Annotated in this window: 20 protein-coding genes; 7 read left to right on the plus strand and 13 right to left on the minus strand. The window is 68.7% G+C overall.

Annotation, left to right across the window (positions count from 1 at the left end; genetic code table 11):
- Nucleotides 1-234 precede the first annotated feature (234 nt).
- Nucleotides 235-1,389, minus strand: a complete 1,155-nt coding sequence (locus AOZ06_RS02770; protein ID WP_054287963.1) for a C1 family peptidase — start codon at nucleotides 1,387-1,389, stop codon at nucleotides 235-237.
- Nucleotides 1,390-1,512: 123 nt separating this feature from the next.
- Nucleotides 1,513-1,728: a PspC domain-containing protein gene (locus AOZ06_RS02775; protein ID WP_054287964.1), complete on the minus strand. Its 216-nt coding sequence runs from the start codon at nucleotides 1,726-1,728 to the stop codon at nucleotides 1,513-1,515.
- 90 nt (nucleotides 1,729-1,818) lie between these two features.
- On the opposite strand from AOZ06_RS02775, the gene AOZ06_RS02780 reads away from it, so the two are divergent.
- The 4 genes from AOZ06_RS02780 to AOZ06_RS02795 all read left to right on the plus strand — a co-directional run bounded on the left by AOZ06_RS02780 (nucleotide 1,819) and on the right by AOZ06_RS02795 (nucleotide 6,245).
- Nucleotides 1,819-2,703: an AAA family ATPase gene (locus AOZ06_RS02780; protein WP_417999931.1), complete on the plus strand. Its 885-nt coding sequence runs from the start codon at nucleotides 1,819-1,821 to the stop codon at nucleotides 2,701-2,703.
- Nucleotides 2,704-3,798, plus strand: coding sequence for a vWA domain-containing protein (locus AOZ06_RS02785; RefSeq protein WP_054287965.1), 1,095 nt, complete (start codon nucleotides 2,704-2,706; stop codon nucleotides 3,796-3,798).
- On the plus strand, nucleotides 3,791-4,912 hold the full coding sequence (locus AOZ06_RS02790; protein WP_054287966.1) for an XdhC family protein: 1,122 nt from the start codon (nucleotides 3,791-3,793) through the stop codon (nucleotides 4,910-4,912). The genes AOZ06_RS02785 and AOZ06_RS02790 overlap by 8 nt, the downstream gene beginning before the upstream one ends.
- 211 nt (nucleotides 4,913-5,123) lie before the next feature.
- Nucleotides 5,124-6,245 carry a serine hydrolase domain-containing protein gene (locus AOZ06_RS02795; RefSeq protein ID WP_054287967.1) on the plus strand — a complete coding sequence of 374 codons (1,122 nt, stop codon included), beginning with the start codon at nucleotides 5,124-5,126 and terminating at the stop codon, nucleotides 6,243-6,245.
- Between the two features lie 30 nt (nucleotides 6,246-6,275).
- Here the strand turns inward: AOZ06_RS02795 and AOZ06_RS02800 are convergent, their stop codons facing one another.
- From AOZ06_RS02800 to AOZ06_RS02825, 6 genes are all read right to left on the minus strand, one after another.
- A complete protein-coding gene (locus tag AOZ06_RS02800) occupies nucleotides 6,276-7,421 on the minus strand; it encodes a CapA family protein (protein ID WP_054287968.1) in 1,146 nt (381 codons plus the stop codon).
- Nucleotides 7,422-7,442: 21 nt separating this feature from the next.
- Nucleotides 7,443-8,057 (minus strand): SRPBCC family protein, encoded by a 615-nt coding sequence (locus tag AOZ06_RS02805; RefSeq protein WP_054287969.1) that lies wholly within the window; start codon nucleotides 8,055-8,057, stop codon nucleotides 7,443-7,445.
- Nucleotides 8,058-8,070: 13 nt separating this feature from the next.
- The gene (locus tag AOZ06_RS02810) at nucleotides 8,071-8,922 is read right to left on the minus strand and encodes an FAD binding domain-containing protein (protein ID WP_054296379.1); all 852 of its coding nucleotides are present in this window, start codon (nucleotides 8,920-8,922) and stop codon (nucleotides 8,071-8,073) included.
- A complete protein-coding gene (locus AOZ06_RS02815) occupies nucleotides 8,919-11,288 on the minus strand; it encodes a xanthine dehydrogenase family protein molybdopterin-binding subunit (protein WP_083471469.1) in 2,370 nt (789 codons plus the stop codon). The genes AOZ06_RS02810 and AOZ06_RS02815 overlap by 4 nt, the downstream gene beginning before the upstream one ends.
- Entirely contained in the window at nucleotides 11,288-11,830 is a 543-nt protein-coding gene (locus AOZ06_RS02820) for a (2Fe-2S)-binding protein (RefSeq protein WP_054287970.1), read from the minus strand. Before AOZ06_RS02820 ends, AOZ06_RS02815 begins: the two co-directional genes overlap by 1 nt.
- A gap of 162 nt (nucleotides 11,831-11,992) precedes the next feature.
- Entirely contained in the window at nucleotides 11,993-12,493 is a 501-nt protein-coding gene (locus AOZ06_RS02825; RefSeq protein WP_083471470.1) for a GNAT family N-acetyltransferase, read from the minus strand.
- Between AOZ06_RS02825 and AOZ06_RS02830 the strand changes: the two genes are divergently transcribed.
- A complete protein-coding gene (locus AOZ06_RS02830; protein ID WP_054287971.1) occupies nucleotides 12,492-12,929 on the plus strand; it encodes a PPOX class F420-dependent oxidoreductase in 438 nt (145 codons plus the stop codon). The two genes, AOZ06_RS02825 and AOZ06_RS02830, sit on opposite strands and share 2 nt — an antisense overlap.
- 7 nt (nucleotides 12,930-12,936) lie before the next feature.
- Here the strand turns inward: AOZ06_RS02830 and AOZ06_RS02835 are convergent, their stop codons facing one another.
- Nucleotides 12,937-13,647 carry an LppU/SCO3897 family protein gene (locus tag AOZ06_RS02835; protein WP_054287972.1) on the minus strand — a complete coding sequence of 237 codons (711 nt, stop codon included), beginning with the start codon at nucleotides 13,645-13,647 and terminating at the stop codon, nucleotides 12,937-12,939.
- A 147-nt stretch (nucleotides 13,648-13,794) separates the two neighbouring features.
- Between AOZ06_RS02835 and AOZ06_RS02840 the strand changes: the two genes are divergently transcribed.
- On the plus strand, nucleotides 13,795-15,456 hold the full coding sequence (locus tag AOZ06_RS02840; RefSeq protein ID WP_054287973.1) for a DNA repair helicase XPB: 1,662 nt from the start codon (nucleotides 13,795-13,797) through the stop codon (nucleotides 15,454-15,456).
- An 88-nt stretch (nucleotides 15,457-15,544) separates the two neighbouring features.
- Nucleotides 15,545-16,105 carry a DUF4253 domain-containing protein gene (locus tag AOZ06_RS02845; protein WP_054287974.1) on the plus strand — a complete coding sequence of 187 codons (561 nt, stop codon included), beginning with the start codon at nucleotides 15,545-15,547 and terminating at the stop codon, nucleotides 16,103-16,105.
- Between the two features lie 134 nt (nucleotides 16,106-16,239).
- Here the strand turns inward: AOZ06_RS02845 and AOZ06_RS02850 are convergent, their stop codons facing one another.
- From AOZ06_RS02850 to AOZ06_RS02865, 4 genes are all read right to left on the minus strand, one after another.
- On the minus strand, nucleotides 16,240-17,274 hold the full coding sequence (locus AOZ06_RS02850; RefSeq protein ID WP_054287975.1) for an ABC transporter substrate-binding protein: 1,035 nt from the start codon (nucleotides 17,272-17,274) through the stop codon (nucleotides 16,240-16,242).
- A gap of 364 nt (nucleotides 17,275-17,638) precedes the next feature.
- Nucleotides 17,639-18,526: an ABC transporter ATP-binding protein gene (locus AOZ06_RS02855; protein WP_054287976.1), complete on the minus strand. Its 888-nt coding sequence runs from the start codon at nucleotides 18,524-18,526 to the stop codon at nucleotides 17,639-17,641.
- Between the two features lie 4 nt (nucleotides 18,527-18,530).
- Nucleotides 18,531-19,343 (minus strand): ABC transporter permease, encoded by an 813-nt coding sequence (locus AOZ06_RS02860; protein ID WP_054287977.1) that lies wholly within the window; start codon nucleotides 19,341-19,343, stop codon nucleotides 18,531-18,533.
- Nucleotides 19,340-20,137 (minus strand): ABC transporter permease, encoded by a 798-nt coding sequence (locus tag AOZ06_RS02865; protein ID WP_179950804.1) that lies wholly within the window; start codon nucleotides 20,135-20,137, stop codon nucleotides 19,340-19,342. Before AOZ06_RS02865 ends, AOZ06_RS02860 begins: the two co-directional genes overlap by 4 nt.
- Between the last annotated feature and the right edge of the window lie 192 nt (nucleotides 20,138-20,329).

Genomic DNA, 20,329 nt, shown 5'->3' on the forward strand with positions numbered 1-20,329 from the left:
GTGGCCCGGATCGACGTGGCCCGGATCGACGTGGCGCAGGCCGGCCCGGGCTGTTCGCCCGGCCGGCCCACGCCGTCCCCATCCCCCCGGCTCCCCCGATTTCCCCTCGGCAAATCCGGCGAGTCCCATTGGGTGTTGTCTCCTCGGTGTGGAGACGGTGACCGGCAACCCCCCTCGAGCTGCCGGCCACCACCTCCGTTGTGCGGCCCCCCTCGGCCCGTCTCGGTGCCATCTCTAGACGATCAACTGGTCGATTTGCACTGTGGAAAGTTCGTTGCCGTTGATGAACGGGGTGACCGGGTGGTCACTCGCGCGGGCGTGCGTCAGCATCGCGAGCTTGTTCGTGGTGCTGTGCGGCCCACCGGCCAGATGTGTCCAGCCGAGGTTCTCCAGGTACGCCCAGCCGTTGGCGTCGTTGGCCGTGGCGAACAGGCGCAGCGCGCGCTGAGCCGGCAGCCAGGCCCGCAGGTGCACTGCCGTGCAGCCGAGGACCGACGGACGCGGGCTGGGGTAGTCCTCGATGAAGCACTCGCCGTAGCCGATCCGGAAGAAGCCGTTCTCGCCCCAGCCGGTGCCCCACGAGTTCTTGGCGATCCAGCACTGCGCGTCGTCGTCCCAGCCGACCAGCGCCACGCAGTGGCCACCGGCGATCCGGTCCGTCGTCGGCTTGTAGACGCCCGCGCGGTAGTGGAAGAAGTCGTCGTGGACGACGAAACACGCTGCCACGGCGCCGTATCCGAAGATGTGCTGCTTGATCGCGGCGGGTCTGCCGGTCAGGTCGGTCACGCCGGCGGCCTTGGCCAGCCGGTTCGGCCAGTCGGGGTTGGCCGTGCCGGAACCGTTGTCCTGGTACGGGAAGTAGTCCTCGAAGGTGACGCCGACGCGGACCGCGTCGGCGAGCAGGTCCGCGGGCCACGCGCCGGATTCGCTGGTGTAGCCGCGTTCGGCCGCGTGGTCGTGGAAGAGGTGCGCCTCGGCGAGGTCGAGGTTCAGGCCGGGCACACCGCGGGTGAACGCCGCAGTGGTCTCCAGCGCGGCCAGCACGCCGAAGGCCGCGCTGGCCGCGCAGTCGCCCTGGTCCTTGACCGGGGTCACGAAGTCGCGCCCGCCGACGTCACCGAGGTCGAACGATTTCGGCAGTGTCGCCGCAGGTGCGGTTGCGGCGACCACCTGCCGCCCGACGGCGTCGAGCGCCTCCGCGGCCAGCCGTTCGGCTTGGCCCGTGCGCGCGTCGACGTCGGCCTGGTCCGGGATGGGCACGCCGAGTCGAAGCCGGCGTGCCCGATCGGGGAGCAGGCTCAGCCGGGTTTCCCCCGCCTGCCAGGGCTGGCCGAGCGCGGCCAGCGAATCGCGGACAACCGCGATCTCCGGCTCGTGCGGTCGGCTCATCGTGCCCTCCAGGTCGATCGGGTCTTCGCTGTCACAAGAGCGGTAGACCTGTGCCTGGATACACGGATGCCGGGAAAAAACTGCGGTGTGTTCCACGTCACGTTCGTAGCGTGACGACGGCGATCACCACTCGGGTGCGGGCTCCTGCGGCATCAGGACCCAGCAGATCAGGTAGAGCACCGCGCCGGTGCCGAAACCGAGGATCGTCGCGGCGACGAGCAGGATGCGCAGCAGGGCGGTGTCCACGCCGAGAACGTGTGCCCACCCGCCGCACACGCCCGCGACCATGCGGTCAGTGCGGCTGCGGCGGAGCTTGCGGGTGTAGATCTCGTTCGTCATGCGTCAAGGATGCGATCGCGGCGCCTCCCGGACATCGGGGCGCCGCCCTGGTTGTCCCCGGATCCGGCGACCCTGACCTACCCTCAGTGAGTGACCTGGATCTCCGTGCCCGCACCCCGGGACCTGGCCGAAGCCCTCGGCGACGTCGGCTATCTGGCCGACGACGGGCTGGCCACGGCCGCGTTCCTGGCCCTGCGGATGCACCGGCCGCTGTTCTGCGAAGGCGAACCGGGCACAGGCAAGACCTCGCTGGCGACGTCGCTGGCGCGGGCACTCGGGGTCCCCCTGATCCGGTTGCAGTGCCACGAGGGGATCGACGCCACCCAGGCGCTGTACGACTGGGACTTCCCCAGGCAACTGCTGCACCTCCGGGCGCTGGAGGCGGCGTCCAAGGGCGACCTGGACGCCGACGCGGCCGAGCAGTCGCTTTACACCGAACGCTTCCTGCTGGCCCGGCCGCTGCTGCGTGCGTTGCGTGAGGCGCCGTGCGTGCTGCTGGTGGACGAGATCGACCGCGCGGACGACGAGTTCGAGGCGTTCCTGCTCGAAGTGCTCAGCGAGAACGCCGTGACCCTGCCCGAGATCGGGGAGGTACGCGCGCAGGTGCCGCCACTGGTGGTGCTCACGTCGAACCGCACCCGCGAGGTGCACGACGCGTTGAAGCGCCGATGCCTGTACCACTGGCTCGAACACCCTGATCTGGCCCGTGAGGTGCGGATCCTCAAGCGGCGCCTGCCGGGCGTCTCCGACCGCCTGGCCGCGCAGGTGGCGAACGCCGTGCGGCTGCTGAGGGCGGCCGAGTTGCTGAAGCCGCCGGGTGTCGCGGAAACCATCGACTGGGCGGAGGCGTTGCTGGCGTTGGGCAGGACCGAACTCGACGCGGAGGCAGCGGCTGTCACGTTGGGGGCGGTGCTGAAGTACCGCGAGGACGCGGACCGCGTACGAGTGGACCTCGATTCGTTGCTGGCGGGGTGACTGGTGGACCCGGTGCCTGGGCTCGTCGGCTTCGCGGCGGCGCTGCGGGCGGCGGGGCTGGCGTGTGAGCCGGAGCGGGTCCAGGCATATCTGGCAGCGGTGGAGCACATCGACCTCACGGTGCCCGACCAGTTGTACTGGGCGGGCAGGCTGACGCTCTGCGGTGAACCCGACGACTTGCCGCGCTACGACGACGCGTTCCAGGCGTGGTTCACCAGCCGGTCGCTCAAACACGCCCCGAGGAACACAACGGCGCAACCGCGACCGAGTGTGATCGCGGCAATGCTGCCCGCGCAGCAAGCCGGGGAGTCCGGCTCGGAACCGGACGAGCTCGGTGTGGCCGCGAGCGACACGGAAGTGCTGCGCCACCGGGACATCAGCGATCTGAGCGCGGCGGAACGAGCGCACCTGCGTGAGCTGATGAACCTGCTGAGACCCGACCCGCCGATGCGTTCCGCGTACCGGAAACGTCCGCATCGCCGCGGCGAACTCGACCCGCGCCGCACCTTGCGGGAGATGCGAGCCACCGGCGAACCGATCAGATTGCGTTATCGGCGGAAGGGAAAGCGACCCCGGCGGGTTGTACTGCTCGTGGACGTCTCCGGCTCGATGAGCCCGTACGCCGACGCACTGCTGCGGTTCGCGCACGCGGTCGCGCGGCGGACTCATGCCGAGGTGTTCACGATGGGCACGCGGCTCACTCGCGTCTCCCGTCAACTGCGCCAGCGTGACCCGGAACTCGCGCTGGCCGCGGCGTCCCGTGCGGTGCCTGACTTCGCGGGTGGTACCCGGCTCGGTGAGGGCCTACGGGTCTTCCTCGACCGTTGGGGCCAACGCGGTGTGGCACGGCAGGCGGTCGTCGTGGTGTTCTCGGACGGGTGGGAGCGCGGCGACCCGGGACTGCTCGGTGAACAGATGGCGAGATTGCGCCGGTTGGCACATGCCGTGTTCTGGGTGAACCCGCACGCGGGACGGGACGGCTACCGCCCGGTGCAGTCGGGGATCGTCGTGGCGCAGAAGCACATCGAGAAACTGCTCGCCGGGCACAGCCTGGCGACGTTGGAGGAACTGTTGGTGGAGGTACGCCGTGCGTGACGTGCTCGACGAACTGGTCAAGCGCTACGAAGCAGGCGAGAAGGTCGGGCTGGCGACAGTTGTCGCCACTTTCAGCTCGGCCCCGCGCTCGCCTGGTGCGGCCATGATGGTGACCGAACGGGACGAGGCCTTCGGCAGCGTCTCCGGTGGTTGTGTCGAAGGGGCGGTCTACGACCTCGGCCAGACGGTGATCGCGGACGGCACGCCGGTGCTGCAGCGCTACGGCGTCAGCGACGACGACGCCTTCGCGGTCGGGTTGACCTGTGGCGGAATCCTGGACGTCTACGTGGAACCGGTCAGCCGGGACAGTTTCCCGGACTTCCCGGAACTGGCGGCGTCCATCCGCTCGGAGCGGGCGGTGGCGTTGGCGACGGTGATCGAGCACCCGGACGCCGACCGACTGGGCAAGCGCATGATCGTCTGGCCGGACCGGGTGTCGGGCGACCTCGGCTCGTCGAGGACGAACGACGCCGTGGCCGACGACGCACGCGGCATGCTGGCGACCGGCCGGACCGGCACGATGCACTACGGCCCCGACGGCCAGCGCCGGGGGGAGGGCATGGCGGTGTTCGTGGCGTCGTTCGAGCCGCCGCCCCGGATGCTCGTCTTCGGCGCGATCGACTTCGCGTCGGCGATGGCCCGGCTGGGCTCGTTCCTCGGGTACCGGGTGACCGTGTGCGACGCGCGGCCGGTGTTCGCGACCAAGAGCCGGTTCCCGGAAGCGGACGAAGTGGTGGTGGACTGGCCGCACCGCTACCTGCAGGCGGAGGCCGAAGCGGGACGGGTGGACGCGCGGACAGTGGTCGCGGTGCTGACCCACGACCCGAAGTTCGACGTGCCGGTCCTGCAGGTGGCGTTGCGGCTCGATCTGGGCTACATCGGCGCGATGGGCTCGCGCCGGACACACGACGACCGGATGGAACGCCTGCGGGAAGCGGGGATGACCGAGCAGGAACTGTCGGCGTTGTCGTCGCCGATCGGCCTCGACCTCGGTGCCCGGACACCGGAGGAGACAGCGGTGTCGATCGCGGCGGAGATCATCTCGTTGCGCTGGGGCGGCCGGGGCGAGCGCCTGATGACCACGGCCGGGCCGATCCACCCGGAAGCGAAGTGACAGCTGATCCGTGGGGGCCGCGTCCGCCCTGAGGCGGACGCGGCGAATGAACCCGTGGCCCGATGCGTCCGGGCTCGTTGTGCGACATCCTCGACCAGGTGAACCAACGACGAGAATTCGGCCGTGTGGCAAGGCTTTCCGTGCTGTCGGTGGTACTCGCGGCCGTTGTTGCCCCGGCGGCCGTCGCGGAGACCGGTCAAGGAGGCAACCGATGAAGGCGCGGAGAACTGCCGTCGTCGCGGTGGCGGCAGCTGTCGCCGCGCTGATCCCCGGCGTGGCCGAGGCCCAAGGCGCACACCAGAAGTTGAAGTCCGAATTGGACGCACTGGTGGACTCCGGTGAGGCAACAGCGGCCCTGTTGCGGGTACGGGACCGAAAAGGCCAGTGGGCAACAGCCTCGGGCGTGCGGGACCTGACCACACGGCGACCGGCCGACGCACGCGGGAAGTTCCGAATCGCCAGTACCACCAAGGCATTCACCGCGACCCTGGTCCTGCGGCTGGTCGACGACAAACGGATCGAACTGGACGCCCCAGTCGAGCGATACCTGCCCGGCCTCGTGCCCAACGGCGCGCGGATCACCGTACGGCAAGTCCTCAACCACACCAGTGGCTTGTACGACTTCGCGTCAGAACCCGGCTACGAGGCATGGAACTACCCAGCTCTGCAGCGCGACCGCACCCCCGCGGAACTGCTGGCCGTCGCGTTCGCCCACCCGCCGACCAACCCGCCCGGCGCAAAATGGGACTACTCCAACACCAACTACGTCCTGGCAGGCCAGCTGGTGGAACGCGTCACCGGCAACCCCTGGCCGGCCGAGGTGCGCAAACAACTCCTACGACCACTGGGAATGCACGACACCACCCTGCCCGGCACGTCGAAAACGATCCCACGGCCACACGCGCACGGCTACATGCGCGTGCCACCAGTGCAAGGCGCACCCCGGGAACTGATCGACGTGACCTCGATCAACCCGTCAGTCATCGGCGCGGCCGGTGAGATCATCTCCACCACCGAAGACCTGACGAAGTTCTTCGAGGCACTGCTCGGCGGAAAACTGCTCAGCCGCGAGACGACGACGCAGATGCGTGCGACGGTGCCGACCAATCCCGGAACCCCGCAATGGCGGGACGGACTGGGCGTGTTCAGCACCGAACTGTCCTGCGGGGTGAAGGTATGGGGCCACGACGGGGGAGCGCTCGGCTTCCAGACGTTCGTGGCCCGCTCCGACGACGGCCGCCAAATGGTGCTGTCGGTCAACCCGTACGACGACCTGGTGCCGGGCGAACCGGTTGGGAGAATCCAGGAAACGTACTTCTGCCAAGCTCCGTAGCACCGCTGCGAACGCGAAGTACGCGAGCGTTCAGTTGCCGGGGCGGGTGAGGCCCTGGTTGCGGGCGTCGCGGGACAGCACGATGCCCTCGGTCCGCTTCACTGCCTCGGTCTGGCGTGAGTCGCCTGCCGAACCCTGTGTCAGGTCCAGCAGCCGGATCGGCGGGCCGAGGCTGATCAGGGTCGGCAGGTACTCGGCCTTGTCGACGGTCCAGCCGGTGCCGCCGCGGGTGAAGTGGAACCGGGCGATCGCGCCTTCCTCGGACACGCCACGGGGGTCCGAGTGCTTGGCGATGTGGTTGCCGAGGCCGTACGCGACCCACTTGCCGTTGATCTTCTCGAAGGGCTGCACGACGTGCGCGTGGTGCCCGATGATCAGGTCGATGTTCGGGTCGGACAGCAGCTTCTGCGCGTCCCGGCGCTGGGACTGGGTCGGGTCGTGCACGAACTCGGTGCCCCAGTGCAGGCTGGCGATCACGACTTCGGCGCCCGCAGCCTTCGCCGCCTTGGCCGCGGTGATCACGTCGTCGGCCTTGAGGGTGTTGGACATCCACGGTTTGCCCGCGGGCAGCTGCTTGCCGTTGAAGCCGAAGGTGTACGAGACTTGCCCGACCTTCGTGCCTTTCACGTCCAGGATCAGCGGGGTCTTGGCCTCGTCGGCCGACCGCGCCGAACCGGTGTGCTTGATGCCCGCTTTGTCGAGGGCCGCCAGCGTCCTGGTCACGCCTGCTTCGCCGACGTCCAGCGTGTGGTTGGACGCCGTCGAGCAGTCGTCGTAGCCCGCGTCCGCCAGCGCGTCGGCCACCTCGGGCGGCGCGCTGAACTCCGGGTATCCCTTGAACGGGCCCTCCGGGGCGGCGATCGGCGTCTCCAGGTGGCATATCGCCAGGTCAGCCGCGCTGATCACCGGTTTCACCCCGGCGAAGATCTGCCGGTAGTCGCGTTTGCCGCCGCCGTCCTGGGTGGCCTGGTCGGTCAGCGCCGGGTGGATCAGCACGTCACCCGTGGCCACGACGGTGAACCCCGGCGTCTCCGGTTTGGCTGTGCCCGTGGTGGCGAGGCCTTCGGCCGGGGCCGCGGCTGGGACGGAGATCTTCGGGTCGGCGGCGCTGCCGGCTGAGCACCCCGCGGCGAGCAGGGCGGTCGCGCAGCATGTCGCGAGCAAGGACCGGCGCATGCGCGACATCCTGCCAGTAGATTATTCACGCCGTCTGCGGGCTATCAGAAACAGCACGACGAGCGCGACCGCGATCAGCGGCAACGCCCGCTTGAGCGCGGGGGAACCGGCGTATTCGAGCAGGTCGATCGCCTCGGTCTCCCGCAACGGCGGCACAGCGCGTAGCGGCTCGGACACGGGGGACTGCGCCGGTTTGGCGGGTGTGACGAGTTCAGCGAGGTTGTGCGCGAACGTGTCCAGGATCTTCCCGCCGACCTCCGCGATCATCCCCCGGCCGAACTGGGCCGGTTTGCCGGTGATGGTCAGGTCGGTCGTCACCGCCCCGGTCGTCTGACCGTCCTTTTCAGACAGAACGACGGTCACGCCCGCCGACGCCGTGCCGCTGCGGGCGTCCTTGCCCGACGCCTTGATCCTGATCGTCCTGGTTGCCTCGTCGACCTCGGTGAACTCGCCCTTGCCCTTGTACAGCAGGGAGATCGGGCCGAGCCTGACCTTGACCGACCCGGCGAACGCCTGCCCGTCGACGCTGGTCAGGGTGGCACCCGGCATGCACGGCGCCACCCTTTCCGGATCCAGCAGGGCCTGCCACACGACATCAACCGGCGCTTCGACGGTGAACTGATGTTCCAGCTGCACAGGCCCAGTCTCCTTAACCGATTGCGGCGGTCAACGCACGTCCGGTGAGCACACGAGCAAGATGGCTACGGTACTCGCCATCGGCGTTGCCGTCACTGGTCGGACTTGTGCCGTTCGCGGCGTTCGCGGCCGCTGCCTTGACGTTCTCCGCCGTCGCGGCCTGGCCGACCAGCGCGTCCTCCACCGCCCGCGCCCGCACGGGCACCGATGCCATGTTCGTCAGCCCGATCCGCGCCTGCGCGACGGTGCCGCCATCGGTGCGGACCATCGCGGCGACCGCGACCATCGACCACGACTGCGCGACCCGGTTGAACTTCTCGTAGTGCGCGCGCCACCCGGTGTACTTGGGCAGCCGCACCTCGACGAGCAGTTCGGCCGGTGCCATCGCCGTCGTGAAGAAGTCGACGAAGTACTCCGCCGCGGGCACGGTCCGGCGGCCGTCCATCCCCGCGACGACCATCTCGGCGTCCATCGCCAGCACGGGCGCCAGCAGATCGCCCGCCGGGTCGGCGTGGGCGATCGAGCCACCGAACGTGCCGCGGTGGCGGACCTGCGGATCGGCCACGGTGCCGGTCGCCGCCGTGATCAACGTGGCGTGCTCCCGCACCAGCGGATCCCGTTGCACCTCGTGGTGCGTGGTCATCGCGCCGATCACGATCGCGTCGCCGTCCTCGCGGATGCCGCGCAGCTCCGGGATCCTGCCGATGTCCACCAGCTTGCTCGGTGCGGCCAGCCGCATCCGCAGCACGGGCAGCAGGCTCTGGCCGCCCGCGATGACCTTGCCGTCCTCGCCCGCGTCGGCGAGCGCGCGGACCGCTTCGTCCACTGTGGCCGGTGCGACGTAGTCGAACTGCGCCGGGATCATCGCGCACCTGCCTGGATCGCCTGCCACACGCGCATCGGCGAGCACGGCATCTCGACGTCGGCGACGCCCATGTGCCGCAGTGCGTCGACGATCGCGTTGACCACGGCCGGCGTCGACGCGATCGTGCCCGCCTCGCCGACACCCTTGACGCCCAACGGGTTCGTCGTCGACGGCGTCTCGGTCCGGTCGGTCACGAACGTCGGCATGTCCGCCGCGGACGGCAGGTAGTAGTCGGCGAACGTGCCGGTCGTCAGCGTTCCGCTCTCGTCGTGGACGGCTTCCTCGTACAGCGCCTGCGCGATGCCCTGCGCCAGACCGCCGTGCACCTGGCCTTCGACGATCAGCGGGTTGACGACCTTGCCGACGTCGTCCACGCACACGTACGACCGGATCGACACGCGCCCGGTCTCGGTGTCCACTTCGGTCGCGCACAGGTGCGTCCCGTGCGGGTACGAGAAGTTGTCCGGGTCGAACGTGGCGTCGGAGTCGAGGCTGGCCTCGTAGCCGTCCGGCAGGTCGTGTGCGGCGAACACGGCGAGCGCGATGTCCTGGATGCCGACTGACTTGTCGGTGCCCTTGACGGCGAACTTGCCGCCCGCGAACTCGATGTCGTCGACCGAGCACTCGAGCATGTGCGCCGCGACCGGTTTCGCCTTGTCGAGAACCCTCTGTGCGGCGAGGACAAGCGCTGTCCCGCCGACCGTGAGCGACCGGGATCCGTACGTGTCCATGCCTTTCGGCGCGATCTGCGTGTCGCCGTGCAGCACTTCGACGTCCTCGAAGGCGACGCCGAGCTGGTCGGCCACGATCTGGCTCCACGCCGTCTCGTGGCCTTGGCCGTGCGCGGACGCCCCGGTGACGACCTCGACCTTGCCCGTCGGCAGCATCCGGATCGCCGCGTGCTCCCAACCGCCCGCGCCGTAAGCCAGCGAGCCGAGCACGCGGGACGGCGCGAGGCCGCACATCTCGGTGTACGTCGAGATGCCGATGCCGAGCTGGACGGCGTCGTTCGACGCCCGGCGCGCTTGCTGCTCGCGCCGCAGTCCGTCGTAGTCGAACAGCTGCTTGGCGCGTTGGGTCGCGGCCTCGTAGTTGCCGGAGTCGTACGTCAGCCCGGCGACCGTGGTGTACGGGAACTCCTCGTGCTTGATCCAGTTCTTCTCCCGCAGCGCCAACGGGTCCATGTCGAGCTCGACGGCGAGCTCGTCCATGATCCGCTCGATCGCGAACGTGGCCTCCGGACGACCGGCGCCGCGGTAGGCGTCGGTGATCGTCTTGTTGGTGAACACGTTGGTGCACGCGAACCGGTAGGCCGGGATCTTGTAGATCGCGTTGAACATGAACGCGCCCAGCAGCGGCACGCCAGGCGCGACCACACCGAGGTACGCGCCCATGTCGGCCAGCAGGTCCACTTTGAGCCCGGTGATCGTGCCGTCGCGCGTCGCCGTGATGGTGATGTCCTGGATCTGGTCGCGGCCGTGGTGCGCCGTGGCCATGCAGTCCGACCGGCTTTCGTTCCACTTCACCGGTTTGCCGAGTTTCCGCGCGACGAGGAGCGTCATCAGCTCCTCGGGCAGCACACCGATCTTGCCGCCGAACCCGCCGCCGACGTCCGGCGCGATCACCCGCAGCTTGTGCTCCGGCAGACCGAGAGTCAGCGACGTCATCACGCGCAGGATGTGCGGGATCTGGGTGGACGACCAGACTGTCAGCTGTGGTCCGGTCGGGTCGACGACGGTGGCGCGTGGCTCCATGAACGCCGGGATCAGCCGCTGCTGGCGGAACCGGCGGGTGACGGTGACCTCGGCGTCCGAGATGGCCTGCTGGACGTTGCCGCCGGTGCCTGCTTCGCTGGAGTCGAACACCCACACGGCGTTCTCGTTCGTGCCGAGGTCGTCGTGGATCACGGTCGTGCCCTCGGCGAGCGCCGCCTCCATGTCCAGGACGACCGGCAGGTCCTCGTACTCGACGTCGACGGCCTCGAGTGCGTCCTGCGCCTCGGCGACACTGCGCGCTGCCACGACGGCGACGCCTTCGCCGGCGAAGTTCACCTTGTCGGCGGCGAGGACCGGCCGCCTCGGGTGCTTCATGTCCGGGGTGACCGGCCACGCGCACGGCAGACCGATCTCCCCTGCCGGGTCCAAGTCCTTTCCCGTGAACACCGCGATGACGCCGGGCATCTCGCGTGCGGCGGAGGTGTCGATGCTGACGATCCTGGCGTGCGCCTGAGGGCTGCGCAGCACCGCGAGGTGCAGCATGCCGGGCAGCGTGATGTTGTCGGTCCACCGGGTGCGCCCGGTGATCAGGCGTTCGTCCTCTTTGCGCAGACGGGCCTTGCCCACCTCGGGCTCGGCTGTGGCGGTCATCAGCTACCGCCTCCCGTGTGGCTCGCTTCGCGTGCCGTGATCGCCGAGTCGGAGACCTGCTCGGCGGCGGGACCTGCGCCGGGCGCCATCTTCGACGCGGCGTCACGGACCGCGCGCACGATGTTCTGGTAGCCGGTGCAGCGGCAGAGGTTTCCCTCGAGGCCGTGCCGCACGGCGTGGTCGTCGGGATCGGGGTCGTCGGCGAGCAGGTCGATCGCCTGCATGATCATGCCGGGCGTGCAGAACCCGCACTGCAACGCGTGGTTGTCGTGGAAGGCCTGTTGTACGGGGTGCATCCGGCCGTCGCGGGCGAGGCCCTCGACGGTGGTGACCTCGCAGCCGTCGGCCTGGACCGCGAGGACTGAGCAGGACTTCACGCTGTGCCCGTCGAGGTGGACGGTACAAGCCCCGCAGTTGCTGGTGTCGCATCCGACCACGGTTCCGGTTTTGCCGAGGCGCTCGCGCAAGTAGTGCACAAGCAACATGCGGGGCTCGACCTCGTCCGTGTACCTGGTCCCGTCGACGCCGACGGTGATCCGCATAGCGCCTCCAACGCTGGCTCGGTGGTGGGCTTGGGAACGCATGCGAGCGTGATCACGCTCACACTGGTCCGAGACTGCTACCGATTGCGCGGTCAATCAACCCCGCGTCGAGCGGGGTCCATATCCGCGGAGCAGAGGCGCTGTTTCTTCCGATTCCGCGGATCAATTCGGCTGAATGCCGTAGCCCGGCAGCCAGACGTAGCGAACGTCCGGCTCACGTTCCTCGTTGGCCGACCCGTCGGTGAGCTCGGCCTGCCTGAAGCCGTGCCGCTCGTAGAACCGGCGTGCCGGACCGTTCACCTGGAACGTCCACAGTTGCAGGCCCGCGGGGTTGGCCCGTTTCGCCAGGTCCACGAACCCGTCGCCGATGCCGCGGCCGCGGTGGCCGGGGGACAGGTAGAGCTGCTCGATCCAGCCGTCGTGCAGGACCATCATGCCGACACAGGTGTCACCCGACTGCGCGACCCACGTCTCCCGGCCGGGGATCACGACGTGTTCCAGCCACGCCCGGACCTCGTCGTCGGTGTGCGCCCGGCGAACCGTGGGCAGCGCCGCCCGGAAGGACGCCAGCCACACGCCGGCGACGCCTGCCGCGTCCGCGGCGGTCGCGCGGCGGTACTCCGAGGTGTGGTCAGCGGGCACGTGCGGCATCGTGATCTCCATGCAGAACATGTCACGGGACGAGTGGTGGGCGTTCGCCTCCGACGGCACCCGCACGGGCAAGCTCGCCACCGTCCGGGTCAACGGCGCGGCGCACGTCGCCCCGATCTGGTTCGTCCTCAACGAACAGGACGGCTACGACGAGGTCGTCTTCAACACCGGCGCCGAGTCGGTGAAGGGCAAGGCACTCCGGCGCGACCCGAGGTTCTCGCTGTGCGTCGACGACTCCACGCCGCCTTATTCGTACGTGGTCGTCCAGGGCGAGGCGACGCTGTCCGAGGACCTGGACGAGTCACTGGTCTGGGCGACGAAGATCGCCGCCCGGTACATGGGCGAGGACAAGGCGGACGTGTTCGGCAAGCGCAACGCCGTGCCCGGTGAACTGTTGGTGCGCGGGCGGATCACCAAGGTCACCGCCCACGCGAACGTCGCCGACTAGGACCTGGCTAGCTGCGCGCCAGGCACAGGGTCGTGGCCGGTTCCGAGTAGACCGCGGCCATGTCGCCCTTGCCCTTCCCGCACGCGGCCGGGTCGGCCTTGCCGGTCACGATCTTGGCGACCTTGACCGCCGATCCGCCGCACGGGGCGCGCTCGTCGGCCTTGTTGCCGCCGCCGCTTGAGATCTTGAAGCAGTCGCCTTCCTTGGCGTTGAGCATCAGGCAGAGCTTCATCGTGTCGGTGCGGCTGCGCCGGGTCCACTCGGTGTAGTCGCCCTTCGGGCACAGGCCCGCCGAGCTGTCCAGCTTCTTGGCCACCTTGTACACGGCTTCCTGCGTGTTGCAGTCGGCCTTCTCGGCGTCCGCGCTGGAGGCCGACACGACCCTGATGCAGTCGCCCGCCTCGGCGGCCCCGGCCCCGGTGCCCCAGTTGACGATCCCGAAGATGATCAGGCCGATGACGCCGAGCGCGACGACACCGCCGACGATCTTGCGGCCGCCGCTCTTCTTCGGCAGCGGCGGCGGCAGGTTCGGCGGCGGGAAGCCACCGCCCGGCGGCTGGTACTGCTGCTGGGGGAAGCCGCCGGGGTCCGGCGGCGGCGGGTACTGCTGCTGGGGCGCACCGGTCGGTGGTGGCGGGTACTGCTGCGGATAGGGCTGTTGCGGCTGCTGCGGGTAGCCCTGCGGCGGCGGGTACTGCCCCTGCGGTGGATAAGTCATCGGTTTCCCCAGCGTGATCGGCCTCGAGTCGGGGCAACCGTACCCGCAGGGCAGCGGTCCCCATGGCGGAATGGCCGGGATTTTTGCCGGTGGTCGCGGTGTTGGCACACTGGGGGAGGTCCCGCGGATGAGGAGTTGTTTGACACAGTGACCGACGGCCCGTTGATCGTGCAGTCCGACAAGACGCTGCTGCTCGAAGTCGAGCACCCGCAGTCCGACGAAGCGCGGATGGCCATCGCGCCGTTCGCCGAGCTGGAACGTGCTCCTGAGCACGTGCACACCTACCGGGTGACGCCGCTCGCGCTGTGGAACGCCCGCGCCGCCGGGCACGACGCCGAACAGGTCGTCGACGCCCTCTCGCGGTTCTCGCGCTACCCCGTGCCGCAGCCGCTGCTGATCGACGTCGTGGACACGATGAGTCGCTTCGGCAGGTTGCAGCTGCTGCATAATCCGGCCCACGGGCTGGTGATGAACGCCACCGACCGCGCGGTGCTCGAGGAGGTGCTGCGCAACAAGAAGGTCGCGCCCATGCTCGGCGCGCGCATCGACGACGACACGGTGGTCGTCCACCCGAGTGAGCGCGGCCGTCTCAAGCAGGTGCTGTTGAAGGTGGGCTGGCCCGCCGAGGACCTGGCCGGTTACGTCGACGGCGAGGCGCACCCGATCGCGCTGGAGGAAGAAGGCTGGCAGCTGCGCGACTACCAGCGCATGGCGGCGCAGACGTTCTGGGCAGGTGGCTCGGGGGTCGTCGTGCTGCCGTGTGGCGCGGGCAAGACGCTCGTCGGCGCGGCGGCGATGGCCGAGGCGCAGGCGACCACGTTGATCCTGGTGACGAACACCGTGGCCGGGCGGCAGTGGAAGCGCGAGCTGATCGCGCGGACCTCGCTGACCGAGGAGGAGATCGGCGAGTACTCCGGCGAGCGCAAGGAGATCCGGCCGGTCACCATCGCGACGTACCAGGTGGTCACCCGCAAGACCAAGGGCGAGTACCGGCACCTGGAGCTGTTCGACTCCCGCGACTGGGGCCTGATCGTGTACGACGAGGTGCACCTGCTGCCCGCGCCGGTCTTCCGGATGACCGCGGACCTGCAGTCCCGCCGCCGCCTCGGGCTGACGGCGACGCTGGTGCGTGAGGACGGGCGCGAGGGCGACGTGTTCTCGCTGATCGGCCCGAAGCGCTTCGACGTGCCGTGGCGTGACATCGAGGCGCAGGGCTGGATCGCCCCGGCGGAGTGCACCGAGGTCCGCGTGACGCTGACGGACGCCGAGCGCCTGAAGTACGCGACGGCCGAGCCGGAGGAGCGGTACAAGATCTGCTCGACGGCACGCACGAAGCTGCCGGTCGTCCGCAGCATCCTGGACAAGCACCCGGGCGAGCCCGCGCTGGTGATCGGCGCGTACCTCGACCAGCTCGACGAGCTCGGCGCGGAGCTCAACGCCCCGATCATCCAGGGCTCGACGAAGAACAAGGAACGCGAGGCGCTGTTCGACGCGTTCCGCAGGGGCGAGCTGCCGACCCTGGTGGTCTCGAAGGTCGCGAACTTCTCGATCGACCTGCCGGAGGCGTCGGTGGCCGTGCAGGTCTCCGGCACGTTCGGCTCCCGCCAGGAGGAGGCGCAGCGCCTCGGCAGGCTGCTGCGTCCCAAGGGCGACGGCCGCCAGGCGCACTTCTACTCGGTGGTCTCCCGCGACACCCTGGACACCGAGTACGCCGCCCACCGCCAGCGCTTCCTGGCCGAACAGGGCTACGCGTACACGATCGTGGACGCCGACGACCTGCTCGGGCCGCCGGTGCCGGAGGTCGGCTGACGCGCTGACCCGATCAGGAATTGTCGGACCCCTCCGCTACGGTTATATTCGAACACACGTTCGAGGCGAGGGGTTCGCGATGACGGCTATGACGATCGCTCCGGCGGCGCTGGGCAGCTGGCACGGGGAGATCTGGTTGACCGACTCGGTGCTGACCGATCCGCATGCCTATCTCGACCGGGTGGCGGACTACCAGCGAACCCGGTTGTGGCCGGTGCTCGTGCCCTCCGGCGGCCTCGGCATCCCGCCGGAGACGGGGTTCGTGCCCGAAGCGGCCCGGCGCGCCGTGGACAGGCACGACCCGCAGGCGGAGGCGGGTATCGCGGGCGCCGTGATGATCGCGAACAAGCGCCCGGCCTACCGCCTCGGGCTGGTCGAGGCCAACCGCCCGGCGGACGTTCCCGCCCGCCTCGGCAGGCCGGCGATGTCGGCGATCCTGCGCAGCTGGGAAGACCGCTTCGGTGCGACGCTGGTGCTACTCGGAGCGCGGGAGATGATGCTGTCCGTCTCGGCCCCGCCGACCGAGCTCCACCACGCTCTGGTCGTCGCGAACGAACACAGGTCCTTCTGCCCCCGGCTGCCCGGAACGCTGCCGCAGCTGTCCCGCGGGTTGGTCCGCCTCCGCCGCTGGCACTTCCGCTGGCGCTGAGAAAAGGCCGGAGTTCGACCGGGCTTTCCGAAATGGACAAGTCCGAGTGGAACGAGAGGCGCGATCCTGCGCGGATGTGCGGACATCCACGCGGAACCGCGCCTCTCAACCTGGAAAGCTCGTCAGGCAGTCGCTCACCCGGTGGCGGCCTTGAAGATCATCGAGTCGATGTTCACGTTCGCGTTCTGGTCGAGCATCTTGTACTTCTTCATCAGGTCAACTGTGCGCTGCAGGCGAGTGCGGTCGACGCTGGTCGGGAACGTTCCGATTCGGACCAGCTGCGCCACTTCCTTGTCGATCTTGACGAACTGCGTGACCGCTTTCTCCACTTCCTCGCGGTTGCTCGCGGTTTCCGATGCCTTCGTCAGCGCCTTGCGGAATGCTTCCGTCGTCTTCGGGTTCTCCGTGACGAACTTCGCTGTTCCCGTGTAGCCGGAGATCGGGAAGTTGGCCGTCGGTCCCTGTGAGGTGTCGAGGATCGGGGTCGCGCCGATCGAACGCGCGGCCTGGGTGACGAACGGTTCGAGGATCACCGCCGCGTCGATCTGCTTGGCTTCCAGTTTCGACTGCATGTCGGGGAAGGGGAACTCGACCCAGTTGATCTTCGACTGGTCGACGCCAGCGGTGTCCATCGCCGACTTGGCGAGCAGGTCGGTGATGCTGTTCTTCGTGTTCGTCGCGATCGTCTTGCCCGCGAGGTCTTTCGGGCTCTTGATCTGCGAGTCGCGGCCGACCATGATCACGAAGATGTTCTCGGCGGTCTGGTAGCTGTCCGCGACGAACTTGAAGTCGCCGGTGCCTTTCGCCTGCGCCTGGAACACCGGCACGTACGCGCCGTAGGTGAACTGCAGCTCGTTGGACAACAGCTTCGGGATCGCCGTCGCCGCGCCGGTCACCGTTTCCAGCTCCACTTCGAGCCCGACCTCTTTGAAGTACCCCTTCTGCTGCGCGAGGTGCACCGGGGTCGAGTCGATGATCGGCATCGCGCCGACGCGGATCTTGGTGCGTTCGAGCTGCCCGTTGCCGCCGCCACCGTTGCCGCCGCCGCCACCGTCGTCGGACGCGCCGAGAGCACCACAACCACTCAGCGCCGCGATGAGACTCGCGGACCCCAGGATGCTGAGCGCGGCTCTGCGGCTGTGAACAGACCTACTGCCTCTTCCAAGCATGTGCTGCCTTATCTGGGAGTGAGGATCTGGAACAGACGAGACGCCGGTGTTCCGACCGTGCAGAGCCCTGGATACGCGATCAGGCGCCCCGGCGCGCCCCTGTTGCGGTGTTTTATACACCACGAGATCGACTCGCAGGGAGATCGATCACCCCGATCTTCGACCCATTGGTGATCTTTTGGCAACGGCGTGAATAAATACGATCATTAGTGCGCGGGGAGGTATTCCAGGGCACTCTCGGTGCGCCCGTTTCCCTCATGTGCCGACGGCGGATGGAGCATTGACCGAAATTGTTCCCGGTAGCCGAAAACCGGCCGACGCGAGTGCGTCGACCGGTTTTCGGTCTCGTCAGCGGGAAAGGGCGTCAGCCGGTGCTGGCGTCGCTCTTGCGCCGCGCCTGCTCGCGCTCGGCCTCGAGGAACCGCGCGGCCGCGGCCGACTCCTCGGCCGGCGTCGGCCGCTTGACCGGTTCGTGCGCGACGGCGGGCTGGTTGTGCAGCAGCCGAGCCACCTCGCCGCGCAACGCGACGAAGTTCTTCGACTCGCGCGTGGTGATCTGGTCGCGCTGGGCGGGCAGGTCCACGGGCAGGTCCGCCACGATCGACGCGGGCGACTTGGACAGCACCAGCACCCGGTCGCCGAGGTACACGCTCTCGTCGATGTCGTGCGTGACGAGCAGAACCGTGCTCGAGTGCTCGTGCCGCACGCGCAGCAACAGGTCTTCCAGTTCGAAGCGGGTCTGCGCGTCCACTGACGCGAAGGGCTCGTCCATCAGCAGCAACGAGGGCTGGCACGCCAGCGCACGCGCGATCGACACGCGCTGCTGCATCCCGCCCGACAACTGCCACGGGTACTTCGCACCCGCGCCCGACAGGCCGACCCACTCCAGCGCCTCGGCGGAACGCTTGCGGCGCTCGGCACGCGAGACCCCGCGTGAACGCAAGGGGAATTCCACGTTGCCGCGCACCGAAAGCCACGGGAACAGCGAACGGCTGTAGTCCTGGAAGACCACGGCCAGGTCCTCCGGGGTGCGGTCGATCTTGTCGCCGTGCAGCGACACTGTGCCCTCGGACGGCTTGATCAGACCTGCGATGCACCGCAGCAGCGTCGACTTGCCGCAGCCCGACGGGCCGACGATGCACGCCAGCTCCCCGGTGGCCACCTCGAAGGTGAGGTTCTGCACCGCGGTGTGCGCGGCCGGCCCGGAGCCGTACGTGTGCCGCAGGTCGGCGACTTCCAGCATGGGCGTCATCAGTTCAGCCTCCGGCCTTGACAGTACTCACTTGCGCGTTACGAGTGGGTTGCCAGGAGAGCACGCGCCGCTCCACCGCCAGCAACAAGTTGTTCAGCACGAAGCCGAGCACGCCGAGCAGGACGATGACCGCCCACATGTTCGGGTAGTCGTACTGCCGCTGGGCGTCGGTGAGCTGGGTGCCCATCCCGGTGGCCGCGCCGACCAGTTCGGAGATCACCATCAGCACCAACGACAGCGACAGCGACACCCGCAGCCCGGCGAAGATCTTCGGCAGAGCGGCGGGCAGCACGACCATGGTGATCCACTGTGTCCTCGGGATGCGGAACGACCGCGCGGTGTCCGTCTTCACCGCGTCGACCGACCGGGCGCCGTCCACCGAGTTGAGCAGGATCGGCCACAGCGCGCCGAACGCGATCAGCGCGATCTTCTGCGGCGACTCGATGCCGAAGATCACCATGAAGAACGGCAGCAGCAGCACCGGCGGGATCGAGCGCAGGAACGCGAACAGCGGTCCGAAGTAGTCGATCCCGTTCTTGGAGCGGCCGAGTGCGATGCCCAGTGCGATCCCGACGACCGCGGCGCCGAGCCAGCCGGTCAGCAGCCTGCCGAGACTGGGCAGGACGTGGACGAAGACGTTGTCGTGCAACCAGAGCTGTGACGCCGGGCCGCCGAGCCACAGGTTGCCGGCCGCTTCGACGATCGACAGCGGGGTCGGGAAGAACTTCGACCCGCTCGCCATCGTCAGCAGCTGCCAGGCCGCCAGGACACCGATGAACACGATCCAGCGCTGCGCGAATCCCCGCAGGTGCGTCATTTGCCCGCCTCCACGCTGTTCCACTTGAACAGCACGCGCTGGAGTTTGAGGAAGCCGCCGTCCAGCAGGTAGCCGATCACGCCCGCGAGCAGCGTCACCGCGAGGATCACGTCCTGCCTGCCGGAGCCGCTGGCCCAGTCCAGGGTGAACTTCCCGATCCCGATCACGCCACCGGCCAGGTACTCGACGCTGATCACCACGATCAGGATGACCGCGCTGGCCAGCCGGACACCGGTGAAGATGAACGGTGCCGCGTGCGGCAGGCCGACGGTGAACATCGTGCGCGCCTTGCCGAGGCCGAACGACCGCGCGGTGTCCAGCAGCAGCGGGTCGATCTCGTCGAGCGCGTAGATCGTGTTGAACAGGATCGGCCAGACCGCGGCGTACACCGCGAGCGTGATCTTGGTTTCCACGCCGGAGCCGAGCATCACGATGATCAGCGGGATGATCGCGACCGACGGGATCGGCCGGAGGAACTCGACGATCACCCGGGTGGCGACCCGGACCGAGGGGACGCTGCCGAGGATCAGCCCGGCCGGGACCGCGATGCCGATCGCGATCAGCAGGGCCAGCAGCCAGGTCAGCATGGTCGCGACGAGGTCCTGGACGAAGTGGCTGCTCGTGCTGCTGCCGTCGGCGACGTTGTACGCCGGCCCGAACAGTTCGACCATCCGGGGCAGCACGGTGGTCGGCGGTGGGATGTAGTCCTGCGGGAACAGCCCGGTGATCGAGCCGAGCTGCCACAGGGCGAGGATGAACACGATCCCCACCAGACCGCGGAGGAACCGGATCACCCCGGTTCACCTGCTAGCGAGATCAAGGGTGCGGCGTCGAGCGGCGACGCTGCGGAGATGAACACACCGAACTCCATGAGCGGTTGGAAGGCGGGTCACCCGGCGATGCCAGGGGGTCACTCTAAAGACTGACGAGGGTTTTCGACAAATGACTCACGTTCCGTCAACTCGTGACGGTACGGAAATCAGGCC

Source organism: Kibdelosporangium phytohabitans, assembly GCF_001302585.1.
In the GTDB taxonomy this organism is placed as follows: Bacteria; Actinomycetota; Actinomycetes; order Mycobacteriales; family Pseudonocardiaceae; genus Kibdelosporangium; species Kibdelosporangium phytohabitans.